The sequence below is a fragment of the Citrobacter sp. MGH110 genome (assembly GCF_001037515.1).
Lineage (GTDB): Bacteria > Pseudomonadota > Gammaproteobacteria > Enterobacterales > Enterobacteriaceae > Citrobacter > Citrobacter portucalensis.
In genome coordinates this window covers 2518488-2534821 of the sequence record NZ_KQ089830.1, presented here as the reverse complement: position 1 = coordinate 2534821, position 16334 = coordinate 2518488, and the positions used below count along the sequence as shown (strand labels likewise).

Annotated in this window: 18 protein-coding genes; 14 read left to right on the top strand and 4 right to left on the bottom strand. The window is 53.4% G+C overall.

The window, feature by feature from the left end:
* The first annotated feature begins 10 nt into the window (after nucleotides 1-10).
* Complete coding sequence (locus SK38_RS12070; RefSeq protein WP_048235978.1) at nucleotides 11-1879, top strand: amidohydrolase; 1869 nt, start codon at nucleotides 11-13, stop codon at nucleotides 1877-1879.
* Between the two features lie 67 nt (nucleotides 1880-1946).
* Here SK38_RS12070 and SK38_RS12065 read toward each other — a convergent pair whose 3' ends face one another.
* Both SK38_RS12065 and acpH read right to left on the bottom strand, forming a co-directional pair.
* Complete coding sequence (locus SK38_RS12065) at nucleotides 1947-2549, bottom strand: peroxiredoxin (RefSeq protein ID WP_003021524.1); 603 nt, start codon at nucleotides 2547-2549, stop codon at nucleotides 1947-1949.
* A gap of 168 nt (nucleotides 2550-2717) precedes the next feature.
* Entirely contained in the window at nucleotides 2718-3299 is a 582-nt protein-coding gene (acpH, locus tag SK38_RS12060) for an ACP phosphodiesterase (protein ID WP_048235977.1), read from the bottom strand.
* Nucleotides 3300-3389: 90 nt separating this feature from the next.
* Here acpH and queA point away from each other — a divergent pair, with 90 nt between their 5' ends.
* The 7 genes from queA (at nucleotide 3390) to SK38_RS12025 (ending at nucleotide 10229) form a co-directional block, all read left to right on the top strand.
* The gene (gene queA, locus SK38_RS12055; protein WP_032942525.1) at nucleotides 3390-4454 is read left to right on the top strand and encodes a tRNA preQ1(34) S-adenosylmethionine ribosyltransferase-isomerase QueA; all 1065 of its coding nucleotides are present in this window, start codon (nucleotides 3390-3392) and stop codon (nucleotides 4452-4454) included.
* A gap of 183 nt (nucleotides 4455-4637) precedes the next feature.
* A complete protein-coding gene (gene tgt, locus SK38_RS12050) occupies nucleotides 4638-5765 on the top strand; it encodes a tRNA guanosine(34) transglycosylase Tgt (RefSeq protein WP_003021535.1) in 1128 nt (375 codons plus the stop codon).
* Between the two features lie 22 nt (nucleotides 5766-5787).
* The gene (gene yajC, locus SK38_RS12045) at nucleotides 5788-6120 is read left to right on the top strand and encodes a preprotein translocase subunit YajC (protein ID WP_003021544.1); all 333 of its coding nucleotides are present in this window, start codon (nucleotides 5788-5790) and stop codon (nucleotides 6118-6120) included.
* Between the two features lie 27 nt (nucleotides 6121-6147).
* Complete coding sequence (secD, locus tag SK38_RS12040) at nucleotides 6148-7995, top strand: protein translocase subunit SecD (protein WP_003021547.1); 1848 nt, start codon at nucleotides 6148-6150, stop codon at nucleotides 7993-7995.
* A 10-nt stretch (nucleotides 7996-8005) separates the two neighbouring features.
* Nucleotides 8006-8977, top strand: coding sequence for a protein translocase subunit SecF (secF, locus tag SK38_RS12035; RefSeq protein ID WP_003021550.1), 972 nt, complete (start codon nucleotides 8006-8008; stop codon nucleotides 8975-8977).
* Nucleotides 8978-9147: 170 nt separating this feature from the next.
* Nucleotides 9148-9513, top strand: coding sequence for a VOC family protein (locus SK38_RS12030; RefSeq protein WP_032942527.1), 366 nt, complete (start codon nucleotides 9148-9150; stop codon nucleotides 9511-9513).
* A gap of 23 nt (nucleotides 9514-9536) precedes the next feature.
* Nucleotides 9537-10229, top strand: a complete 693-nt coding sequence (locus SK38_RS12025) for a helix-turn-helix transcriptional regulator (protein ID WP_032942528.1) — start codon at nucleotides 9537-9539, stop codon at nucleotides 10227-10229.
* Nucleotides 10230-10274: 45 nt separating this feature from the next.
* Here the strand turns inward: SK38_RS12025 and SK38_RS12020 are convergent, their stop codons facing one another.
* Together SK38_RS12020 and SK38_RS12015 are read right to left on the bottom strand one after the other, a co-directional pair.
* On the bottom strand, nucleotides 10275-11138 hold the full coding sequence (locus tag SK38_RS12020; RefSeq protein ID WP_003021561.1) for a nucleoside-specific channel-forming protein Tsx: 864 nt from the start codon (nucleotides 11136-11138) through the stop codon (nucleotides 10275-10277).
* Nucleotides 11139-11436: 298 nt separating this feature from the next.
* Complete coding sequence (locus SK38_RS12015) at nucleotides 11437-11976, bottom strand: SadB/YajI family lipoprotein (protein WP_020996578.1); 540 nt, start codon at nucleotides 11974-11976, stop codon at nucleotides 11437-11439.
* Nucleotides 11977-12129: 153 nt separating this feature from the next.
* Here SK38_RS12015 and nrdR point away from each other — a divergent pair, with 153 nt between their 5' ends.
* From nrdR to pgpA, 6 genes are all read left to right on the top strand, one after another.
* The gene (gene nrdR, locus SK38_RS12010) at nucleotides 12130-12579 is read left to right on the top strand and encodes a transcriptional regulator NrdR (protein WP_003021571.1); all 450 of its coding nucleotides are present in this window, start codon (nucleotides 12130-12132) and stop codon (nucleotides 12577-12579) included.
* Nucleotides 12580-12582: 3 nt separating this feature from the next.
* Entirely contained in the window at nucleotides 12583-13686 is a 1104-nt protein-coding gene (gene ribD / locus SK38_RS12005; protein WP_008783929.1) for a bifunctional diaminohydroxyphosphoribosylaminopyrimidine deaminase/5-amino-6-(5-phosphoribosylamino)uracil reductase RibD, read from the top strand.
* A 90-nt stretch (nucleotides 13687-13776) separates the two neighbouring features.
* Entirely contained in the window at nucleotides 13777-14247 is a 471-nt protein-coding gene (gene ribH / locus SK38_RS12000; RefSeq protein ID WP_003021575.1) for a 6,7-dimethyl-8-ribityllumazine synthase, read from the top strand.
* Between the two features lie 19 nt (nucleotides 14248-14266).
* On the top strand, nucleotides 14267-14686 hold the full coding sequence (gene nusB, locus SK38_RS11995) for a transcription antitermination factor NusB (RefSeq protein WP_000801129.1): 420 nt from the start codon (nucleotides 14267-14269) through the stop codon (nucleotides 14684-14686).
* 77 nt (nucleotides 14687-14763) lie between these two features.
* Nucleotides 14764-15741, top strand: a complete 978-nt coding sequence (gene thiL / locus SK38_RS11990) for a thiamine-phosphate kinase (RefSeq protein WP_008783930.1) — start codon at nucleotides 14764-14766, stop codon at nucleotides 15739-15741.
* Nucleotides 15719-16237, top strand: a complete 519-nt coding sequence (gene pgpA / locus SK38_RS11985) for a phosphatidylglycerophosphatase A (RefSeq protein WP_003021578.1) — start codon at nucleotides 15719-15721, stop codon at nucleotides 16235-16237. Before thiL ends, pgpA begins: the two co-directional genes overlap by 23 nt.
* Nucleotides 16238-16334: the final 97 nt, after the last annotated feature.

Genomic DNA, 16334 nt, shown 5'->3' with positions numbered 1-16334 from the left:
GGAGATTGTTATGTCTCAAACTGCCACACTGATTCTGACTCACGGAAAAATTCATACTCTCGACAGGCAAAGTCCGCAGGTCGAGGCGGTGGCGATCGCCAACGGAAAGATCCTGGCGACCGGTAGCCACGAACGGGTAATGAGCTTTGCCGCCGAAGGGACGCAGGTTGTCGATCTGCAAGGACATACGGTGATTCCGGGCCTGAACGATTCGCACCTGCACCTTATTCGTGGTGGACTGAATTACAACCTGGAATTGCGTTGGGAGGGCGTGCCGTCACTGGCGGACGCGCTACGTATGCTCAAAGACCAGGCTGACAGAACGCCGTCGCCACAATGGGTACGCGTGGTGGGCGGCTGGAGTGAATTCCAGTTTGCCGAACGTCGCATGCCAACCCTCGAAGAACTGAATGAAGCCGCTCCGGATACTCCGGTTTTTGTTCTGCATCTCTACGACCGGGCTTTACTCAACCGCGCCGCGCTGAAAGCGGTTGGCTATACCAAAGCGACGCCGGATCCGGCGGGCGGTGAGATTGTGCGTGATAGCAACGGCAACCCGACCGGAATGCTGATCGCTAAACCGAACGCCATGATCCTTTATTCGACGCTGGCAAAAGGACCAAAACTGCCGCTGGAAATGCAGGTTAACTCGACCCGTCAGTTTATGCGTGAACTGAACCGTCTGGGACTGACCAGCGCCATCGATGCGGGCGGCGGCTTCCAGAACTACCCGGAAGATTACGAGATCATTGAGCAGTTACACGCTAACAAACAGATGACGGTACGTATTGCCTACAATCTGTTTACCCAGCGTCCGAAGCAGGAACTGGAAGACTTTGAACGCTGGACCGATATGCTCAAGCCAGGGCAGGGAACCGACTTCTATCGTGCCAACGGGGCGGGGGAAATGCTGGTCTTTTCTGCAGCGGATTTTGAAGACTTCCTTCAGCCACGTCCGGATCTGCCGGAGGGGATGGAAGATGAGCTGGAGCGCGTGGTTCGTCACCTGGTGGAGCATCGCTGGCCGTTCCGCCTGCACGCCACCTACGATGAATCTATCAGCCGAATGTTGGACGTATTTGAGAAAGTTAATCGTGATATCCCGTTCAATGGCCTGCACTGGTTCTTCGATCACGCCGAAACAATTACTGAACGGAACATTGAGCGTGTAAAAGTACTGGGCGGCGGGATTGCGGTCCAGCACCGTATGGCGTTCCAGGGAGAGTATTTTGTCGATCGCTACGGCAAAGACGCGGTTAAACATACGCCGCCGGTGGCGAAAATGCTGGCGGCTGACGTTCCGGTCGGGCTGGGGACTGACGCCACCCGCGTGGCCAGCTACAACCCGTGGACCGCGCTCTACTGGCTGGTTTCGGGCCGTACCGTTGGCGGGATGGCAATGTACGATGATAACAACCGTCTGCCGCGTGATGTTGCCCTGGAACTGTGGACGGCCGGGAGCGCCTGGTTTTCCAGCGAGCAGGGTAAGAAAGGGCGCATCGAGAAAGATCAACTGGCCGACCTGGTGGTGCTGTCTAAAGATTACTTCAGCGTGCCGGAAGAAGAGATCAAAAGTATCGAGTCGGTGATGACCGTTGTTGATGGCAAAGTGGTTTACGCCGCCGGGCATTTCACCCCGCTGGCACCACCTGCTATTCCGATTGTGCCGGACTGGTCGCCAGTGGTGAAGGTGCCGGGGCACTATCGCTCAGCGCCACCTGCTGCGGCGAAAATTGGCGCAATGGTGCAGATGCACCAGTGCTGCGGCAGCTGCGGCGTACACGGTCACCAGCATGATATTGCGCGGAAATCGGGGATTCCGGTGTCAGATGACCGGGCTTTCTGGGGCGCGCTTGGCTGCTCCTGCTTCGCGTTTTAATCGCTTATCGGATCTGCTAACAATAAAAAAGGCCCGCATTTGCGGGCCTTTTGTCGATTCATGCCAATTACAGGCTGGAAACGTTCTCGGTCAGGTATTTTGCCACGCCGTCCGGAGACGCGTTCATACCTTCTTTACCTTTTTCCCACTGTGCCGGGCAAACGTCGCCGTGCTCTTCGTGGAACTGCAGCGCGTCAACCATGCGCAGCATTTCGTCGATGTTACGACCCAGCGGCAGATCGTTAACCACCTGGTGGCGAACAACGCCGTTAGCGTCGATCAGGAAAGAACCGCGCAGCGCAACGCCCGCTTCCGGGTGCTCGATGCCGTAGGCTTTCTGGATTTCGCGTTTGATGTCAGCAACCATTGCGTATTTCACTGCACCGATGCCGCCTTTGTCGACAGGGGTGTTACGCCATGCGTTGTGGACAAATTCAGAGTCGAAGGAAACGCCAACAACTTCAACGCCGCGCTTCTGGAATTCTTCGTAACGTTTGTCGAATGCGATCAGTTCAGACGGGCAAACGAAGGTGAAGTCCATCGGCCAGAAGAACAGAACGGTGGTTTTACCGTTGGTATGCTGTTTGAAGTTGAAGTTTTCAACGATCTCACCGCTACCCAGTACCGCAGCTGCTGTGAAATCCGGAGCCTGACGAGTTACCAGTACCATATAATTCTCCTGCAAAGTTAAGGGGTTTTTGGAACGCAACGCGGGCCAGTATAGAGAGTGTTCGGGGATAAGACAAAGAGGCGCTGGCAATCAATGAGACAGGTTTTGTCTATCAATCTTTTGCCGGACGGCGGCTACTGCTTATCCGGCGGGGAATGCGGGCTGCGATCAAAGGGTTTTACACCGCGCCTGTTCCATCATTTGCGGATAAAACTGCCAGAATCGTTCTTCTAACGCATCGTAATGCGTATCGAGGTCATACCATGAGTCGCGTAGGGCATCGAGCCGTGGACGGCGGCTGGCCATGCCGTTCAGGACGTTCTGGATAAAATCCATGTCCCGGTAGCGCTCAAGCCATTTCTCTGACCATATATAGTTGTTCAGATTGATAAAGCGCGGCGGCGATTCCGGCAAAATAGTGGTTACCTGGGTACGGGCATAGCGCACAAAGTCTGTCAGCGAGAAGTCAGGGGAGATTTCCGACCAATGGCGCGACAGAAAATGATCCCACATAACGTCCAGCGTAATCGGCGCGACGCGGCGCGTTTCGCTACGAAACCACTCTTTGGCTTCACGCACCTGCGGTAAGTTATCGGTCATCACGTCGATACGACGATGCATGAAGATGCCTGCTACCACATCAGGCGAGTAGTGCGTTTCCGGATTACCCCGGACAAAATCGGCCAGCAGATTGCCGGAAAGCGAGCTATCGGCAAGGTGAGCGAGATGCAAATGTGCAAGAAAATTCATAGTTAAACGTTTATCCAGAGGGGTAAAGGTTGCAGGGAGAACGCCCCGGCACTAGACTACCCGCCTCTTATTTTAGTCTGAGTCAGTGTCATGCGCGTTACCGATTTCACCTTTGAACTACCCGAATCCCTGATTGCCCACTATCCGCAAGCTGAGCGCAGTAGCTGCCGCTTGCTGTCTTTGGACGGGCCGACGGGCGCGCTGACGCACGGTACTTTCACCGATTTGCTCGATAAGCTCAACCCTGGAGACTTGCTGGTCTTTAACAACACCCGCGTCATTCCTGCGCGTCTGTTTGGTCGTAAAGCCAGCGGCGGCAAGATTGAAGTGCTGGTCGAGCGTATGCTGGATGACAAACGTATTCTGGCGCATATTCGTGCCTCGAAAGCGCCGAAACCGGGTGCCGAGCTGCTGTTGGGCGACGACGAAAGTATTAAAGCGACGATGGTCGCCCGCCATGACGCGCTGTTTGAAGTTGAGTTTAACGACGAACGCAGCGTGCTGGATATCCTCAACGCCATCGGCCATATGCCGTTGCCTCCGTATATCGACCGTCCGGATGAAGACGCCGACCGCGAGCTGTACCAGACCGTGTACAGCGAAAAACCGGGTGCCGTCGCTGCGCCGACCGCGGGTCTGCATTTTGACGATCCGCTGCTGGCTAAACTGCGCGATAAAGGCATTGAAATGGCGTTCGTCACCCTGCACGTTGGAGCGGGTACTTTCCAGCCGGTGCGCGTAGACACCATCGAAGACCACATTATGCATTCCGAATATGCGGAAGTGCCGCAGGATGTGGTGGACGCGGTGCTGGCGGCGAAAGCGCGCGGTAATCGCGTGATTGCGGTAGGTACCACCTCCGTGCGTTCGCTGGAAAGTGCGGCGCAGGCGGCCAAAAACGATCTCATCGAGCCGTTCTTCGGCGATACACAAATCTTTATTTATCCAGGCTATAAATATCAGGTGATTGATGCTCTGGTCACCAACTTCCACCTGCCGGAATCAACGCTGATTATGCTGGTTTCCGCATTTGCTGGTTATAAAAACACCATGCACGCCTATCATGAAGCGGTAAAAGCGGAATATCGCTTTTTTAGTTACGGGGATGCCATGTTTATCACGTACAATCCGCAGGCTATTTCTGAGCGACCGTGAGAAGGCTATCTCACTCGCCATCCTCACGTACTGCGTGTACGCTCCGGTGGCTGTGCGCTGGTCGCCCCCAAACTGGCTGCGCGGATTGCGCCTTCGCCAGTGGGTTAATATATTTTTACTCCGTGGAGTGATTCCGTGGGGAAAGTTTAATCATCAGACTGTCTCTCTGATGCAGGAGAAAAAATGAAATTTGAACTGGATACCACAGACGGTCGCGCTCGCCGCGGCCGCCTGGTTTTTGATCGTGGCGTAGTAGAAACGCCTGCTTTTATGCCGGTCGGTACTTACGGCACAGTAAAAGGCATGACGCCGGAAGAAGTTGAAGCGACCGGCGCACAGATTATCCTCGGCAACACTTTCCACCTGTGGCTGCGCCCGGGTCAGGAAATCATGAAACTGCACGGCGATCTGCACGATTTCATGCAGTGGAAAGGGCCGATCCTCACCGACTCCGGCGGCTTCCAGGTGTTCAGCCTGGGCGATATCCGTAAGATAACCGAGCAGGGCGTGCATTTCCGTAACCCGATCAACGGCGATCCGATTTTCCTCGATCCCGAGAAGTCGATGGAGATTCAATACGATCTCGGTTCCGATATCGTGATGATCTTCGATGAATGTACACCGTATCCGGCCGACTGGGACTATGCTAAACGCTCAATGGAGATGTCTTTGCGTTGGGCGAAGCGCAGCCGTGACCGTTTTGATAGTCTCGGCAACAAAAATGCGCTTTTTGGCATCATTCAGGGCAGCGTTTACGAAGATTTACGTGATATCTCCGTCAAAGGTCTGGTAGATATCGGCTTTGATGGCTACGCTGTCGGCGGTTTGGCTGTCGGTGAGCCGAAGGAAGATATGCACCGCATTCTGGAACATGTTTGCCCGCAGATTCCGGCAGATAAACCGCGTTACCTGATGGGCGTCGGCAAACCAGAAGATCTGGTTGAAGGCGTGCGTCGCGGTATCGATATGTTTGACTGCGTGATGCCAACGCGAAATGCCCGTAATGGTCATTTGTTTGTGACTGACGGCGTGGTAAAAATTCGTAACGCGAAACATAAAAGCGACACCAGTCCGCTCGATGCTGAGTGTGATTGTTACACCTGTCGCAATTATTCGCGCGCTTACTTGCATCATCTCGACCGTTGCAACGAAATATTGGGCGCGCGACTCAACACGATTCATAACCTTCGCTACTACCAGCGTTTGATGGCGGGTTTACGCAAGGCTATTGAAGAGGGTAAATTAGAGAGCTTCGTGACCGATTTTTACCAACGTCAGGGTAGACCAGTTCCACCTGTGAACGTTGATTAATTTTAATAATGAGGGAATTTGAATGAGCTTTTTTATTTCTGATGCGGTAGCGGCAACAGGTGCTCCGGCGCAGGGCAGCCCGATGTCTCTGATTCTGATGCTGGTGGTGTTTGGTCTGATTTTCTATTTCATGATCCTGCGCCCACAGCAAAAGCGTACCAAAGAACACAAGAACCTGATGAACTCCATTGCGAAAGGCGATGAAGTACTGACTAACGGTGGTCTGGTGGGTCGCGTGACTAAAGTAGCAGAATCTGGCTACATCGCTATCGCGCTGAACGACACCACTGAAGTGGTTATCAAACGTGATTTCGTAGCTGCCGTTCTGCCGAAAGGCACCATGAAGGCGCTGTAATTTATTGTTTTCCCAAAGGGAACTGCCGTGTTAAACCGTTATCCTTTGTGGAAGTATGTCATGCTGATCGTCGTTATTGTCGTCGGTCTGCTCTATGCGCTTCCCAACCTGTATGGTGAGGATCCGGCTGTTCAAATCACTGGCGTGCGCGGTGCCGCCGCCAGTGAGCAAACGCTGATCCAGGTCCAGAAAACGTTACAAGAAGATAAAATCACACCTAAGTCTGTGGCTCTGGAAGAGGGTGCTATTCTCGCGCGCTTCGACTCCACTGATACCCAACTGCGCGCACGTGAAGTATTAATGGGCGTACTGGGCGATCAGTACGTCGTGGCGCTTAACCTTGCTCCGGCAACCCCGCGCTGGCTGGCTGCCATTCACGCAGAACCGATGAAACTCGGTCTTGACCTGCGTGGCGGCGTTCACTTCCTGATGGAAGTGGATATGGACACCGCGCTGAGTAAGTTGCAGGAACAAAATATCGATAGCCTGCGCAGCGATCTGCGTGAAAAAGGCATTCCTTATACTACCGTTCGCAAAGAAGATAACTACGGTCTGAGCATCACTTTCCGTGATAGCAGCGCCCGTGATGAAGCTATCTCTTACCTGAGCAAACGTCACCAGGATCTGGTTATTTCCAGCCAGGGCAGCAATGCTCTGCGTGCGGTAATGACCGATGCGCGCCTGAGCGAAGCCCGTGAATACGCGGTACAGCAGAACATCAACATTCTGCGTAATCGTGTTAACCAACTGGGTGTTGCTGAGCCGGTGGTACAACGTCAGGGTGCTGACCGCATTGTGGTCGAACTGCCGGGTATTCAGGATACCGCGCGTGCGAAAGAAATTCTGGGCGCAACCGCGACGCTGGAATTCCGTCTGGTAAATACCAACGTTGACCAGTCTGCTGCGGCATCCGGGCGTGTACCGGGTGACTCGGAAGTGAAACAATCTCGTGAAGGTCAGCCGGTTGTGCTGTACAAGCGCGTGATCCTGACCGGTGACCATATCACCGATTCCACTTCCAGCCAGGACGAATACAATCAGCCGCAGGTTAACATCTCGCTGGATAGCGCAGGTGGTAACATCATGTCCAACTTCACCAAGGACAACATCGGTAAGCCGATGGCGACCCTGTTCGTGGAGTACAAAGACAGCGGTAAGAAAGATGCCAACGGTCGTGCAGTACTGGTGAAGCAGGAAGAGGTGATTAACATCGCCAATATCCAGTCTCGCCTGGGTAACAGCTTCCGTATCACCGGTATCAACAACCCGAACGAAGCACGCCAGCTTTCCCTGCTGTTACGTGCCGGTGCGTTGATTGCGCCGATTCAGATTGTTGAAGAACGTACCATCGGCCCAACCCTGGGTATGCAGAACATTAAACAGGGTCTGGAAGCATGTCTGGCCGGTCTGGTGGTGTCTATCCTGTTCATGATCTTCTTCTATAAGAAGTTCGGTCTGATTGCGACCAGTGCGCTGATTGCTAACCTGGTGCTGATTGTCGGTATTATGTCGTTGCTGCCGGGTGCTACGCTGAGTATGCCGGGGATTGCGGGGATCGTCTTAACCCTTGCCGTCGCGGTCGATGCGAACGTACTGATCAACGAACGTATCAAAGAAGAGTTGAGTAACGGGCGTTCGGTGCAGCAGGCCATCAATGAAGGTTATGCGGGCGCATTTAGCTCCATCTTTGATGCGAACATTACGACGCTGATCAAGGTCATCATCCTGTACGCAGTTGGCACCGGGGCAATTAAAGGGTTCGCGATTACTACCGGTATTGGTGTGGCGACGTCGATGTTTACCGCGATTGTCGGTACACGTGCCATCGTAAACCTGTTGTATGGCGGCAAGCGCGTCAAAAAGCTGTCAATCTGAGGAGTGCGAAGTGGCACAGGAATATACTGTTGAACAATTGAACCACGGCCGTAAAGTCTGGGACTTTATGCGCTGGGACTACTGGGCTTTCGGCATTTCAGGTTTCCTGCTGATTGCGGCCATCGTGGTGATGGGCGTACGCGGGTTTAACTGGGGTCTCGATTTCACCGGTGGTACGGTTATTGAAATCACGCTGGAAAAACCGGCCGATATGGACGTGATGCGCGATGCGCTGGAGAAAGCGGGCTTCGTTGATCCGCTTCTGCAGAACTTCGGCAGCAGCCACGACATTATGGTACGTATGCCGCCAACTGAAGGTGCAGACGGCGGTCAGGTGCTGGGTAGCAAAGTGTTGAGTGTGATTAACGAATCCACCAACCAAAACGCCGCGGTGAAGCGAATTGAATTCGTGGGTCCGAGCGTGGGTGCAGACCTGGCGCAAACCGGTGCGATGGCGCTGATGGCGGCGTTGATCTCCATCCTGGTGTACGTCGGTTTCCGCTTTGAGTGGCGACTGGCGGCAGGGGTAGTTATCGCGCTGGCGCACGACGTGATTATCACACTTGGGATCCTGTCGTTGTTCCATATCGAGATTGACCTGACTATCGTCGCATCACTGATGTCGGTAATCGGTTACTCGCTGAACGACAGTATCGTTGTATCTGACCGTATTCGTGAAAACTTCCGCAAAATTCGTCGCGGTACGCCTTACGAAATCTTTAACGTGTCACTGACTCAAACGCTGCACCGTACGTTGATTACGTCCGGTACAACGTTGATGGTTATTCTGATGCTGTTCCTGTTCGGTGGTCCGGTACTGGAAGGATTCTCGCTGACGATGCTGATCGGTGTTTCTATCGGTACTGCGTCTTCTATCTACGTGGCATCGGCGCTGGCGCTGAAGCTGGGTATGAAGCGTGAGCACATGCTGCAGCAGAAGGTCGAGAAAGAAGGGGCGGATCAACCGTCGATTCTGCCTTAACCCATCCAGGAGTGAAGATACTGGAATCCCGATCGCAAGGTCGGGATTTTTTTTGCCTGTGAATTAGCGACAGGTAATTATCTTTTCCTGTCGCCACACTACTGACAGTATGCTGTCAGTAGCCCTGTCATATAGTCCTCCTGAGATTACCCACACAGGCAGGAGGAAGTATGAGCAATGTAATTAATTGGTTTGAAATCCCCGTGGTACAAATGGATCGCGCCATCGCTTTTTATGAGCCAGTAATGCAGGTTTCTTTGCGCCGGGAGAACATGGACTGCGCTGAGCTCGCCGTATTTCCGCATCAGGATCCCGCTCCCGGCGGGGCGCTGGCTAAATTTGACGGTATTACGCCTTCAGCGCAGGGCGCTATTATTTATCTGCATACGGACGATTTGGCTGCAACGCTTGAACGCGTCGCCACTGCTGGCGGTCAGTGTGTGTTTGGCCCACTCGAACTGGGGCAGGACATTGGTACGATTGCGCTATTTACTGACAGCGAAGGCAATCGTGTTGGTTTACATCAACCCGCGTAATATTTTCAGCACTGAGGATTAAAATGAGCAGACGCGCCGACCGCTTGTTTCAGATTGTGCAAATCCTGCGTGGCAGGCGAGTGACAACGGCGGCGCTGCTGGCAGAGCGTCTTGAGGTTTCTGAACGGACGATTTATCGCGATATCCGCGATCTCTCTTTATCCGGTGTGCCTATTGAAGGCGAAGTGGGCAGCGGATACCGCTTAATGGCCGGGTTTGATCTACCGCCGTTGATGTTAACGCATCACGAATCAGAAGCATTGATGGTAGCGATTCGATTGCTGAAAACATGGGGTGGGGATTCACTCTCACAGGCGTTGGAATCCGCGCAGGAAAAAGTGTTGGCGATATTGCCGCCAGAGAGTCGGCGCAGAGCCGAGCAAACGCGGATTTTCGCGCCAGATTTTGGTAATCAGCCGCATTCACGTAGTGCCTTCGATCTCATACATCGCGCGGTTTCAGCACAGCAGGTGCTGGCGCTGCATTATCGTGATGAGTCCGGGAATCTCTCCTGGCGCGACGTTCAGCCGCTGGGATTATTTTTCTGGGGCGAGCACTGGCTGCTGGTTGGCTGGTGCGAGAAGCGTGACGATTATCGTTGCTTTCGCGTTGATCGATGTCTGAAGATTACGCCACTCGACAGGCATTTTCGCGAATCGGCAGATCGCTCGCTAAGTGACTTTTTGCGTAAAGTACGCTGTGAAGACCAGCCATAAAAAAGCCAGCGGTTAAGCTGGCTTGTCTGCGAAACATTGTCTGGATTAGAAGTTGTAACCTACGACCAGGTAACCACCCCAACCGGTAGATTTCGCGCTGAAGTCGCCTTCGCCCCAGTTCAGGGTATCTCCACCTTTCCACTGGCCGCCGTTATGGAAGTAACGCGCTACGACGGAGTAGTGCCAGTGATCGTAGTTCAGCGCCAGGACGTGGCTGGATGCGATAGAGTTGCTGGTGCGGTTCGGATCATCACCCAAATCTGAGCCCCAGTCGAAGTTGGTGAAGCCGATGTAGGTCAACTGGCCGCCCCAAACCTGGGTGATCGGCACAAAGTATTTCACTTTGAAACGGTAGCCATCCCACTCGTTTTCGTTGGATGCGCCATAGTTCTGCCACTGGTATTTAGCATACACGTTCAGGGACAGACCCATCGGCAGACCGGTATCGATATCGGTACCCAGACCCATATACCAGGTGCTCTGGCGGCTGGCTTTGTTATCACCCATATCGTAGATGTAGTTGTTGGCGAAATACCATTCTTTGAACGGACCAAAGCTCAGGTCAGCACCGGTCAGTTTGTCGATGGAGAAACGCGGTTCGATTTCCATAAACAGCGGGGAACCGTCAGACCAAATACCTTTATCGTTGCCGTTACCCCAGTCGAAGGTTTTCGGAATATCGATGTAGCCATAGAAGTCAAACCAGTCTTTTTTGGCAAACGCTTCGTATTCCAGATACACGTCGTTGTTCAGTTTCGGGGAGAAACGGGTGTGATAGCTACCCACCACGTTGACACTCTGGTGCCACCAGTCGGACAGATATTGCGGTTTGTCATTTTCTGCTGCGTTGGCAGTAAAAGACGAGGAGAGCGCCAGCACTGCACCGGCTGCAAGTAATGTTTTTTTCATATGTATGCCACTGTTTGAAATCCCTTTCGGGAGTGAAAAATGCGCAATTTGCGTTTCTAAATATTTCGTAATTCTTCGGAGCCTATTATAAAAATCATTGTTCACAAAAATATGTCTTGTTTCACAGTTCTATCATTTACGTAATCGATTGCGTTCACGTTTGCGTACTTTAGGCGGCGAATTGTACTGGCTCCCATGAATGTTGCCAAGTTTTACCAGAAATATCGGTTATGTCAGGGGAGTAACAAAAAGAAGCAGAGTGATGTTGCGGAACGCACAAAACGTTCCGCAAAAAAGTTTATTGGCTAACAGGCTGGACGTCGTGGATGCGCACAAATCCTAACTGATCTGGAGTGAGGCCATTTATCTGTAACGGAATGTCTACGTCGCTGGGAGCAAGAATACTCGCCGGAGCGTTGACCAATTGGTTATGAACGTTCACTTCCTGATAGTTGTCCGTGGTGCCCTGAATTTGCCCGTATTCGACGGTGGCGCTAAAGGCGGGTAAAGGCGTGTTGGATTCACCCTGAATTCGTAGCGTCAGGCGCGTACCATCGGCGTTCGGCGCAATGTTCACCAGCGACATGCGTAAGGTGCCAATCTGGCTGTCCAGTCGTGCCGGGGTTTTGGAGCCCGGCAGCAGATAGGCGCCGCTGGTTGATTTTGCATTCAACATATTTTGTTGCGTAATTTTTACCGTTTCCTGATTAAGCTGCGTCATCTCTTTATTCAACGTGCTAACGCTTTGATGCATCTGGCGTACTTCGCTTTGCTGTGCGCAGGCACTAAGACTAAAGAGACTTCCCACCAGGAGAATTCTTAGGTAACGTCTTGTCATTGTGATTACTTCCTTCATTGTCGCGATAGCATAATGGTAGTGTGCACTGAGCACGAAGGCATCGATCCTTTGTCTCAAAAGCGCAGCGCCTTTGTTGTCACGGCAGTTCAGGGTAAAATAGATTCTGTTAACCACTGAGGTACAGGACGCCGTATGCATTGCCCATTCTGTTTCGCCGTAGACACTAAGGTAATTGACTCTCGTCTTGTAGGCGAGGGCTCCTCGGTACGCCGCCGTCGGCAGTGTCTGGTCTGTAACGAACGTTTCACCACTTTTGAAGTGGCTGAACTTGTTATGCCGCGCGTTGTGAAAAGCAACGATGTGCGTGAACCCTTTAATGAAGAAAAGCTGCGCAGCGGCATGCTCAGAGCGCTTGAGAAACGGCCTGTCAGCGCAGATGACGTCGAAATGGCGTTAAACCATATCAAATCACAGCTGCGTGCGACGGGTGAGCGTGAGGTGCCGAGCAAGATGATTGGCAACCTGGTGATGGAGCAGTTGAAAAAGCTCGATAAAGTCGCCTACATCCGCTTTGCCTCTGTCTACCGGAGTTTCGAAGACATCAAAGAATTTGGCGAAGAGATTGCTCGCCTACAGGACTAAGCCATGCAGGATGAATTGTACATGGCGCGCGCGCTAAAGCTTGCTGCGCGCGGACGTTTTACCACTCACCCCAACCCCAACGTGGGCTGCGTGATTGTGAAAGATGGGGAGATCGTCGGTGAAGGATATCATCACCGAGCGGGCGAACCGCATGCCGAAGTTCATGCTCTGCGGATGGCCGGAGAAAAAGCGCAGGGGGCAACTGCCTACGTGACGCTTGAACCCTGTAGTCATCATGGTCGCACGCCGCCGTGTTGCGATGCGCTGATTGCGGCGGGGGTGTCGCGTGTGGTTGCGGCGATGCAGGATCCCAATCCGCAGGTCGCAGGACGTGGGCTCTACCGTTTGCAGCAGGCGGGTATCGACGTCAGCCACGGGCTGATGATGAGCGAAGTTGAGCAACTGAATAAAGGCTTCCTCAAGCGCATGCGTACGGGATTCCCGTATCTTCAGCTTAAGCTTGGCGCGTCGCTTGATGGCCGTACAGCGATGGCCAGCGGTGAAAGCCAGTGGATCACCTCGCCACAGGCGCGCCGCGATGTGCAACGCTTGCGCGCGCAAAGCCATGCCATTTTAACCAGCAGTGCGACGGTGCTGGCAGACGACCCTCAGCTTACCGTGCGTTGGTCGGAGCTTGGGGAGTCAACTCAGGCGAGTTACCCGCAGGAAGAGCTGCGTCAGCCAATCCGCATTGTTCTTGATAGCCAGAATCAGGTCACACCGGCGCACCGAATTGTGCAACAGCCTGGAGAAACCTGGATTGTCCGGACTGAAGACGACCCTCGTAGCTGGCCGGAGACGGTGCGCAGCCTGAAGGTGCCGGAACATAACGGACATCTGGATCTGGTGGTGCTAATGATGCAACTGGGCAAACAGCAAATTAACAGTATTTGGGTTGAAGCTGGCCCAACGCTCGCCGGGGCATTATTACAGGCCGGTTTGGTCGATGAGCTAATCGTGTATGTTGCGCCTAAACTGTTAGGCAGCGATGCGAGAGGATTATGTGTGCTTCCAGGCCTTGAGAAACTGGCTGACGCACCCCATTTCAAATTCAATGAGATACGCCAGGTGGGCCCGGACGTTTGCCTGCATTTAACGACTGCGTGAGGCTTTCTGATTTAGAGGAAGCAGCGCACAGAATATTATGATAAAATCCGCCCCCCTTACGGGGCCATAAATCGAACCCGAAGGAAGAATATGAACATTATTGAAGCTAACGTTGCTACCCCGGACGCTCGCGTCGCCATCACCATTGCGCGTTTCAACAACTTTATCAATGACAGCCTGCTGGAAGGTGCTATCGACGCCCTGAAACGTATTGGCCAGGTTAAAGATGAAAACATTACCGTTGTTTGGGTTCCAGGTGCATATGAGCTGCCACTGGCCGCTGACGCACTGGCAAAAACCGGTAAATACGACGCGGTGATTGCGCTCGGTACGGTGATCCGTGGCGGTACCGCGCACTTCGAATATGTGGCTGGCGGTGCAAGCAATGGCCTGGCGCATGTCGCTCAGGACAGTGGCATTCCGGTAGCCTTCGGTGTTCTGACCACCGAAAGTATTGAACAAGCCATCGAACGTGCTGGCACTAAAGCCGGTAACAAAGGCGCAGAAGCTGCACTGACTGCGCTTGAAATGATTAATGTATTGAAAGCCATCAAGGCCTGATTTTTGTAAGGGGAAATCCGTGAAACCTGCTGCTCGTCGCCGCGCCCGTGAGTGTGCCGTCCAGGCGCTCTACTCCTGGCAGTTGTCCCAGAACGACATCGCTGATGTTGAATACCAGTTCCTGGCGGAACAGGACGTTAAAGATGTCGACGTTCTGTATTTCCGTGAACTGCTGTCCGGGGTGGCGACTAACAGCGCGTACCTGGATGGATTAATGAAGCCTTACCTGTCTCGTCTGTTGGAAGAGCTGGGTCAGGTAGAAAAAGCCGTACTGCGTATTGCGCTGTTTGAATTGTCTAAACGTAGTGATGTGCCGTACAAAGTGGCCATCAACGAAGCGATTGAACTGGCAAAAACCTTCGGCGCTGAAGATAGCCACAAATTCGTGAACGGCGTACTGGATAAAGCAGCACCTGTGATTCGCCCCAACAAAAAGTAATCCCGAGGCCGGCTGGATGGTGGAACCTGTTTCCGCTGTCCCCGGCTTTTTCTTTTTTTTCTGCTGAGGCATAACGTATGGCATGTGGCGAGTTTTCCCTGATTGCCCGTTATTTTGACCGCGTAAGAACTTCTCGTCTTGATGTCGAAACCGGTATTGGTGACGACTGCGCACTTCTGAACATCCCTGAAAAACAAACGCTGGCGATCAGTACCGATACGCTGGTGGCAGGCAACCACTTTCTCCCCGACATTGATCCGACCGATCTCGCCTGGAAAGCACTGGCGGTGAATTTGAGCGATCTGGCGGCGATGGGGGCGGATCCTGCGTGGCTGACGCTGGCGCTCACGTTACCTGACGTCGATGAAGCCTGGCTGGAAGCCTTCAGCGATGGCCTGTTTGAACTCCTCAATTACTATGATATGCAGCTGATTGGCGGTGACACCACGCGTGGGCCGCTGTCGATGACGCTGGGTATTCATGGCTACGTCCCCGTTGGGCGGGCCTTAAAACGCTCTGGCGCGAAACCGGGTGACTGGATTTATGTTACCGGCACGCCGGGCGACAGTGCGGCCGGGCTGGCGATTTTGCAGAACCGATTGCAGGTTGCAGATGCAACAGACGCGGACTATCTTCTGCAACGCCATCTGCGTCCCACGCCGCGTATTTTGCAGGGACAAGCCCTGCGCGATCTGGCCAGTGCGGCTATCGATCTCTCCGATGGCCTGATTTCCGATTTGGGACACATCGTTAATGCCAGCGGCTGTGGCGCACGGGTTAACGTTGATGTGCTGCCATACTCCACTGCATTGTCACAGCACGTTGAGCCGGAACAGGCCCTGCGCTGGGCGCTCTCGGGAGGTGAAGATTATGAGTTATGCTTTACCGTACCGGAAATTAATCGTGGTGCGCTGGAAGTGGCGCTGGGAAATCTCGGCGCAGCGTTTACCTGTATTGGGCAGATGAGCGCGGACGTGGAAGGCATTCACTTTACGCGCGATGGAAAACCCGTCACGTTTGACTGGAAAGGATATGACCATTTTGCCGCGCCTTAAAAAAGATGTCGCCAAAAGCCGCCTGAGTATGCGCAATCCGTGGCACCTGTTAGCCACCGGTTTTGGCAGCGGGCTGAGCCCAATTGTTCCAGGCACGATGGGATCGCTGGCGGCAATCCCTTTTTGGTATTTAATGACCTTCCTGCCGTGGCAGCTGTATTCGCTGGTGGTGATGTTATCTATCTGTATCGGCGTTTATCTGTGCCATCAAACGGCGAAAGATATGGGCGTGCACGATCACGGTAGCATTGTCTGGGACGAGTTTGTCGGGATGTGGATTACCCTGATGGCGCTGCCGACCAACGACTGGCAGTGGGTTGCCGCCGGATTTGTGATTTTCCGTATTCTGGATATGTGGAAGCCGTGGCCGATTCGTTGGTTCGATCGCAACGTGCATGGCGGGACGGGGATCATGATCGACGATATTGTGGCCGGAATACTCTCTGCCGGAATTTTGTATTTTATCGGTCATCACTGGCCGGTAGGTATCATTTAACCCTTTTCAGCGGCTATTGTAGGCCCGATAAGTGCCGCGACATCGGGCGATCAGTGCCGGATGCGCTATGCTTATCCGGCCTACAATCTACAACCTC

Bases quoted from the DNA above. Each gene is read 5' to 3' on its own strand.
- SK38_RS12020 (WP_003021561.1), bottom strand. From the start codon at position 11,138: ATGAAAAAAACATTACTTGCAGCCGGTGCAGTGCTGGCGCTCTCCTCG.
- SK38_RS12065 (WP_003021524.1), bottom strand. From the start codon at position 2,549: ATGGTACTGGTAACTCGTCAGGCTCCGGATTTCACAGCAGCTGCGGTA.
- acpH (WP_048235977.1), bottom strand. From the start codon at position 3,299: ATGAATTTTCTTGCACATTTGCATCTCGCTCACCTTGCCGATAGCTCG.
- thiL (WP_008783930.1), top strand. From the start codon at position 14,764: ATGGCATGTGGCGAGTTTTCCCTGATTGCCCGTTATTTTGACCGCGTA.
- ribH (WP_003021575.1), top strand. From the start codon at position 13,777: ATGAACATTATTGAAGCTAACGTTGCTACCCCGGACGCTCGCGTCGCC.
- ribD (WP_008783929.1), top strand. From the start codon at position 12,583: ATGCAGGATGAATTGTACATGGCGCGCGCGCTAAAGCTTGCTGCGCGC.
- SK38_RS12070 (WP_048235978.1), top strand. From the start codon at position 11: ATGTCTCAAACTGCCACACTGATTCTGACTCACGGAAAAATTCATACT.
- SK38_RS12025 (WP_032942528.1), top strand. From the start codon at position 9,537: ATGAGCAGACGCGCCGACCGCTTGTTTCAGATTGTGCAAATCCTGCGT.
- SK38_RS12030 (WP_032942527.1), top strand. From the start codon at position 9,148: ATGAGCAATGTAATTAATTGGTTTGAAATCCCCGTGGTACAAATGGAT.
- nrdR (WP_003021571.1), top strand. From the start codon at position 12,130: ATGCATTGCCCATTCTGTTTCGCCGTAGACACTAAGGTAATTGACTCT.
- SK38_RS12015 (WP_020996578.1), bottom strand. From the start codon at position 11,976: ATGACAAGACGTTACCTAAGAATTCTCCTGGTGGGAAGTCTCTTTAGT.
- tgt (WP_003021535.1), top strand. From the start codon at position 4,638: ATGAAATTTGAACTGGATACCACAGACGGTCGCGCTCGCCGCGGCCGC.
- pgpA (WP_003021578.1), top strand. From the start codon at position 15,719: ATGACCATTTTGCCGCGCCTTAAAAAAGATGTCGCCAAAAGCCGCCTG.
- yajC (WP_003021544.1), top strand. From the start codon at position 5,788: ATGAGCTTTTTTATTTCTGATGCGGTAGCGGCAACAGGTGCTCCGGCG.
- queA (WP_032942525.1), top strand. From the start codon at position 3,390: ATGCGCGTTACCGATTTCACCTTTGAACTACCCGAATCCCTGATTGCC.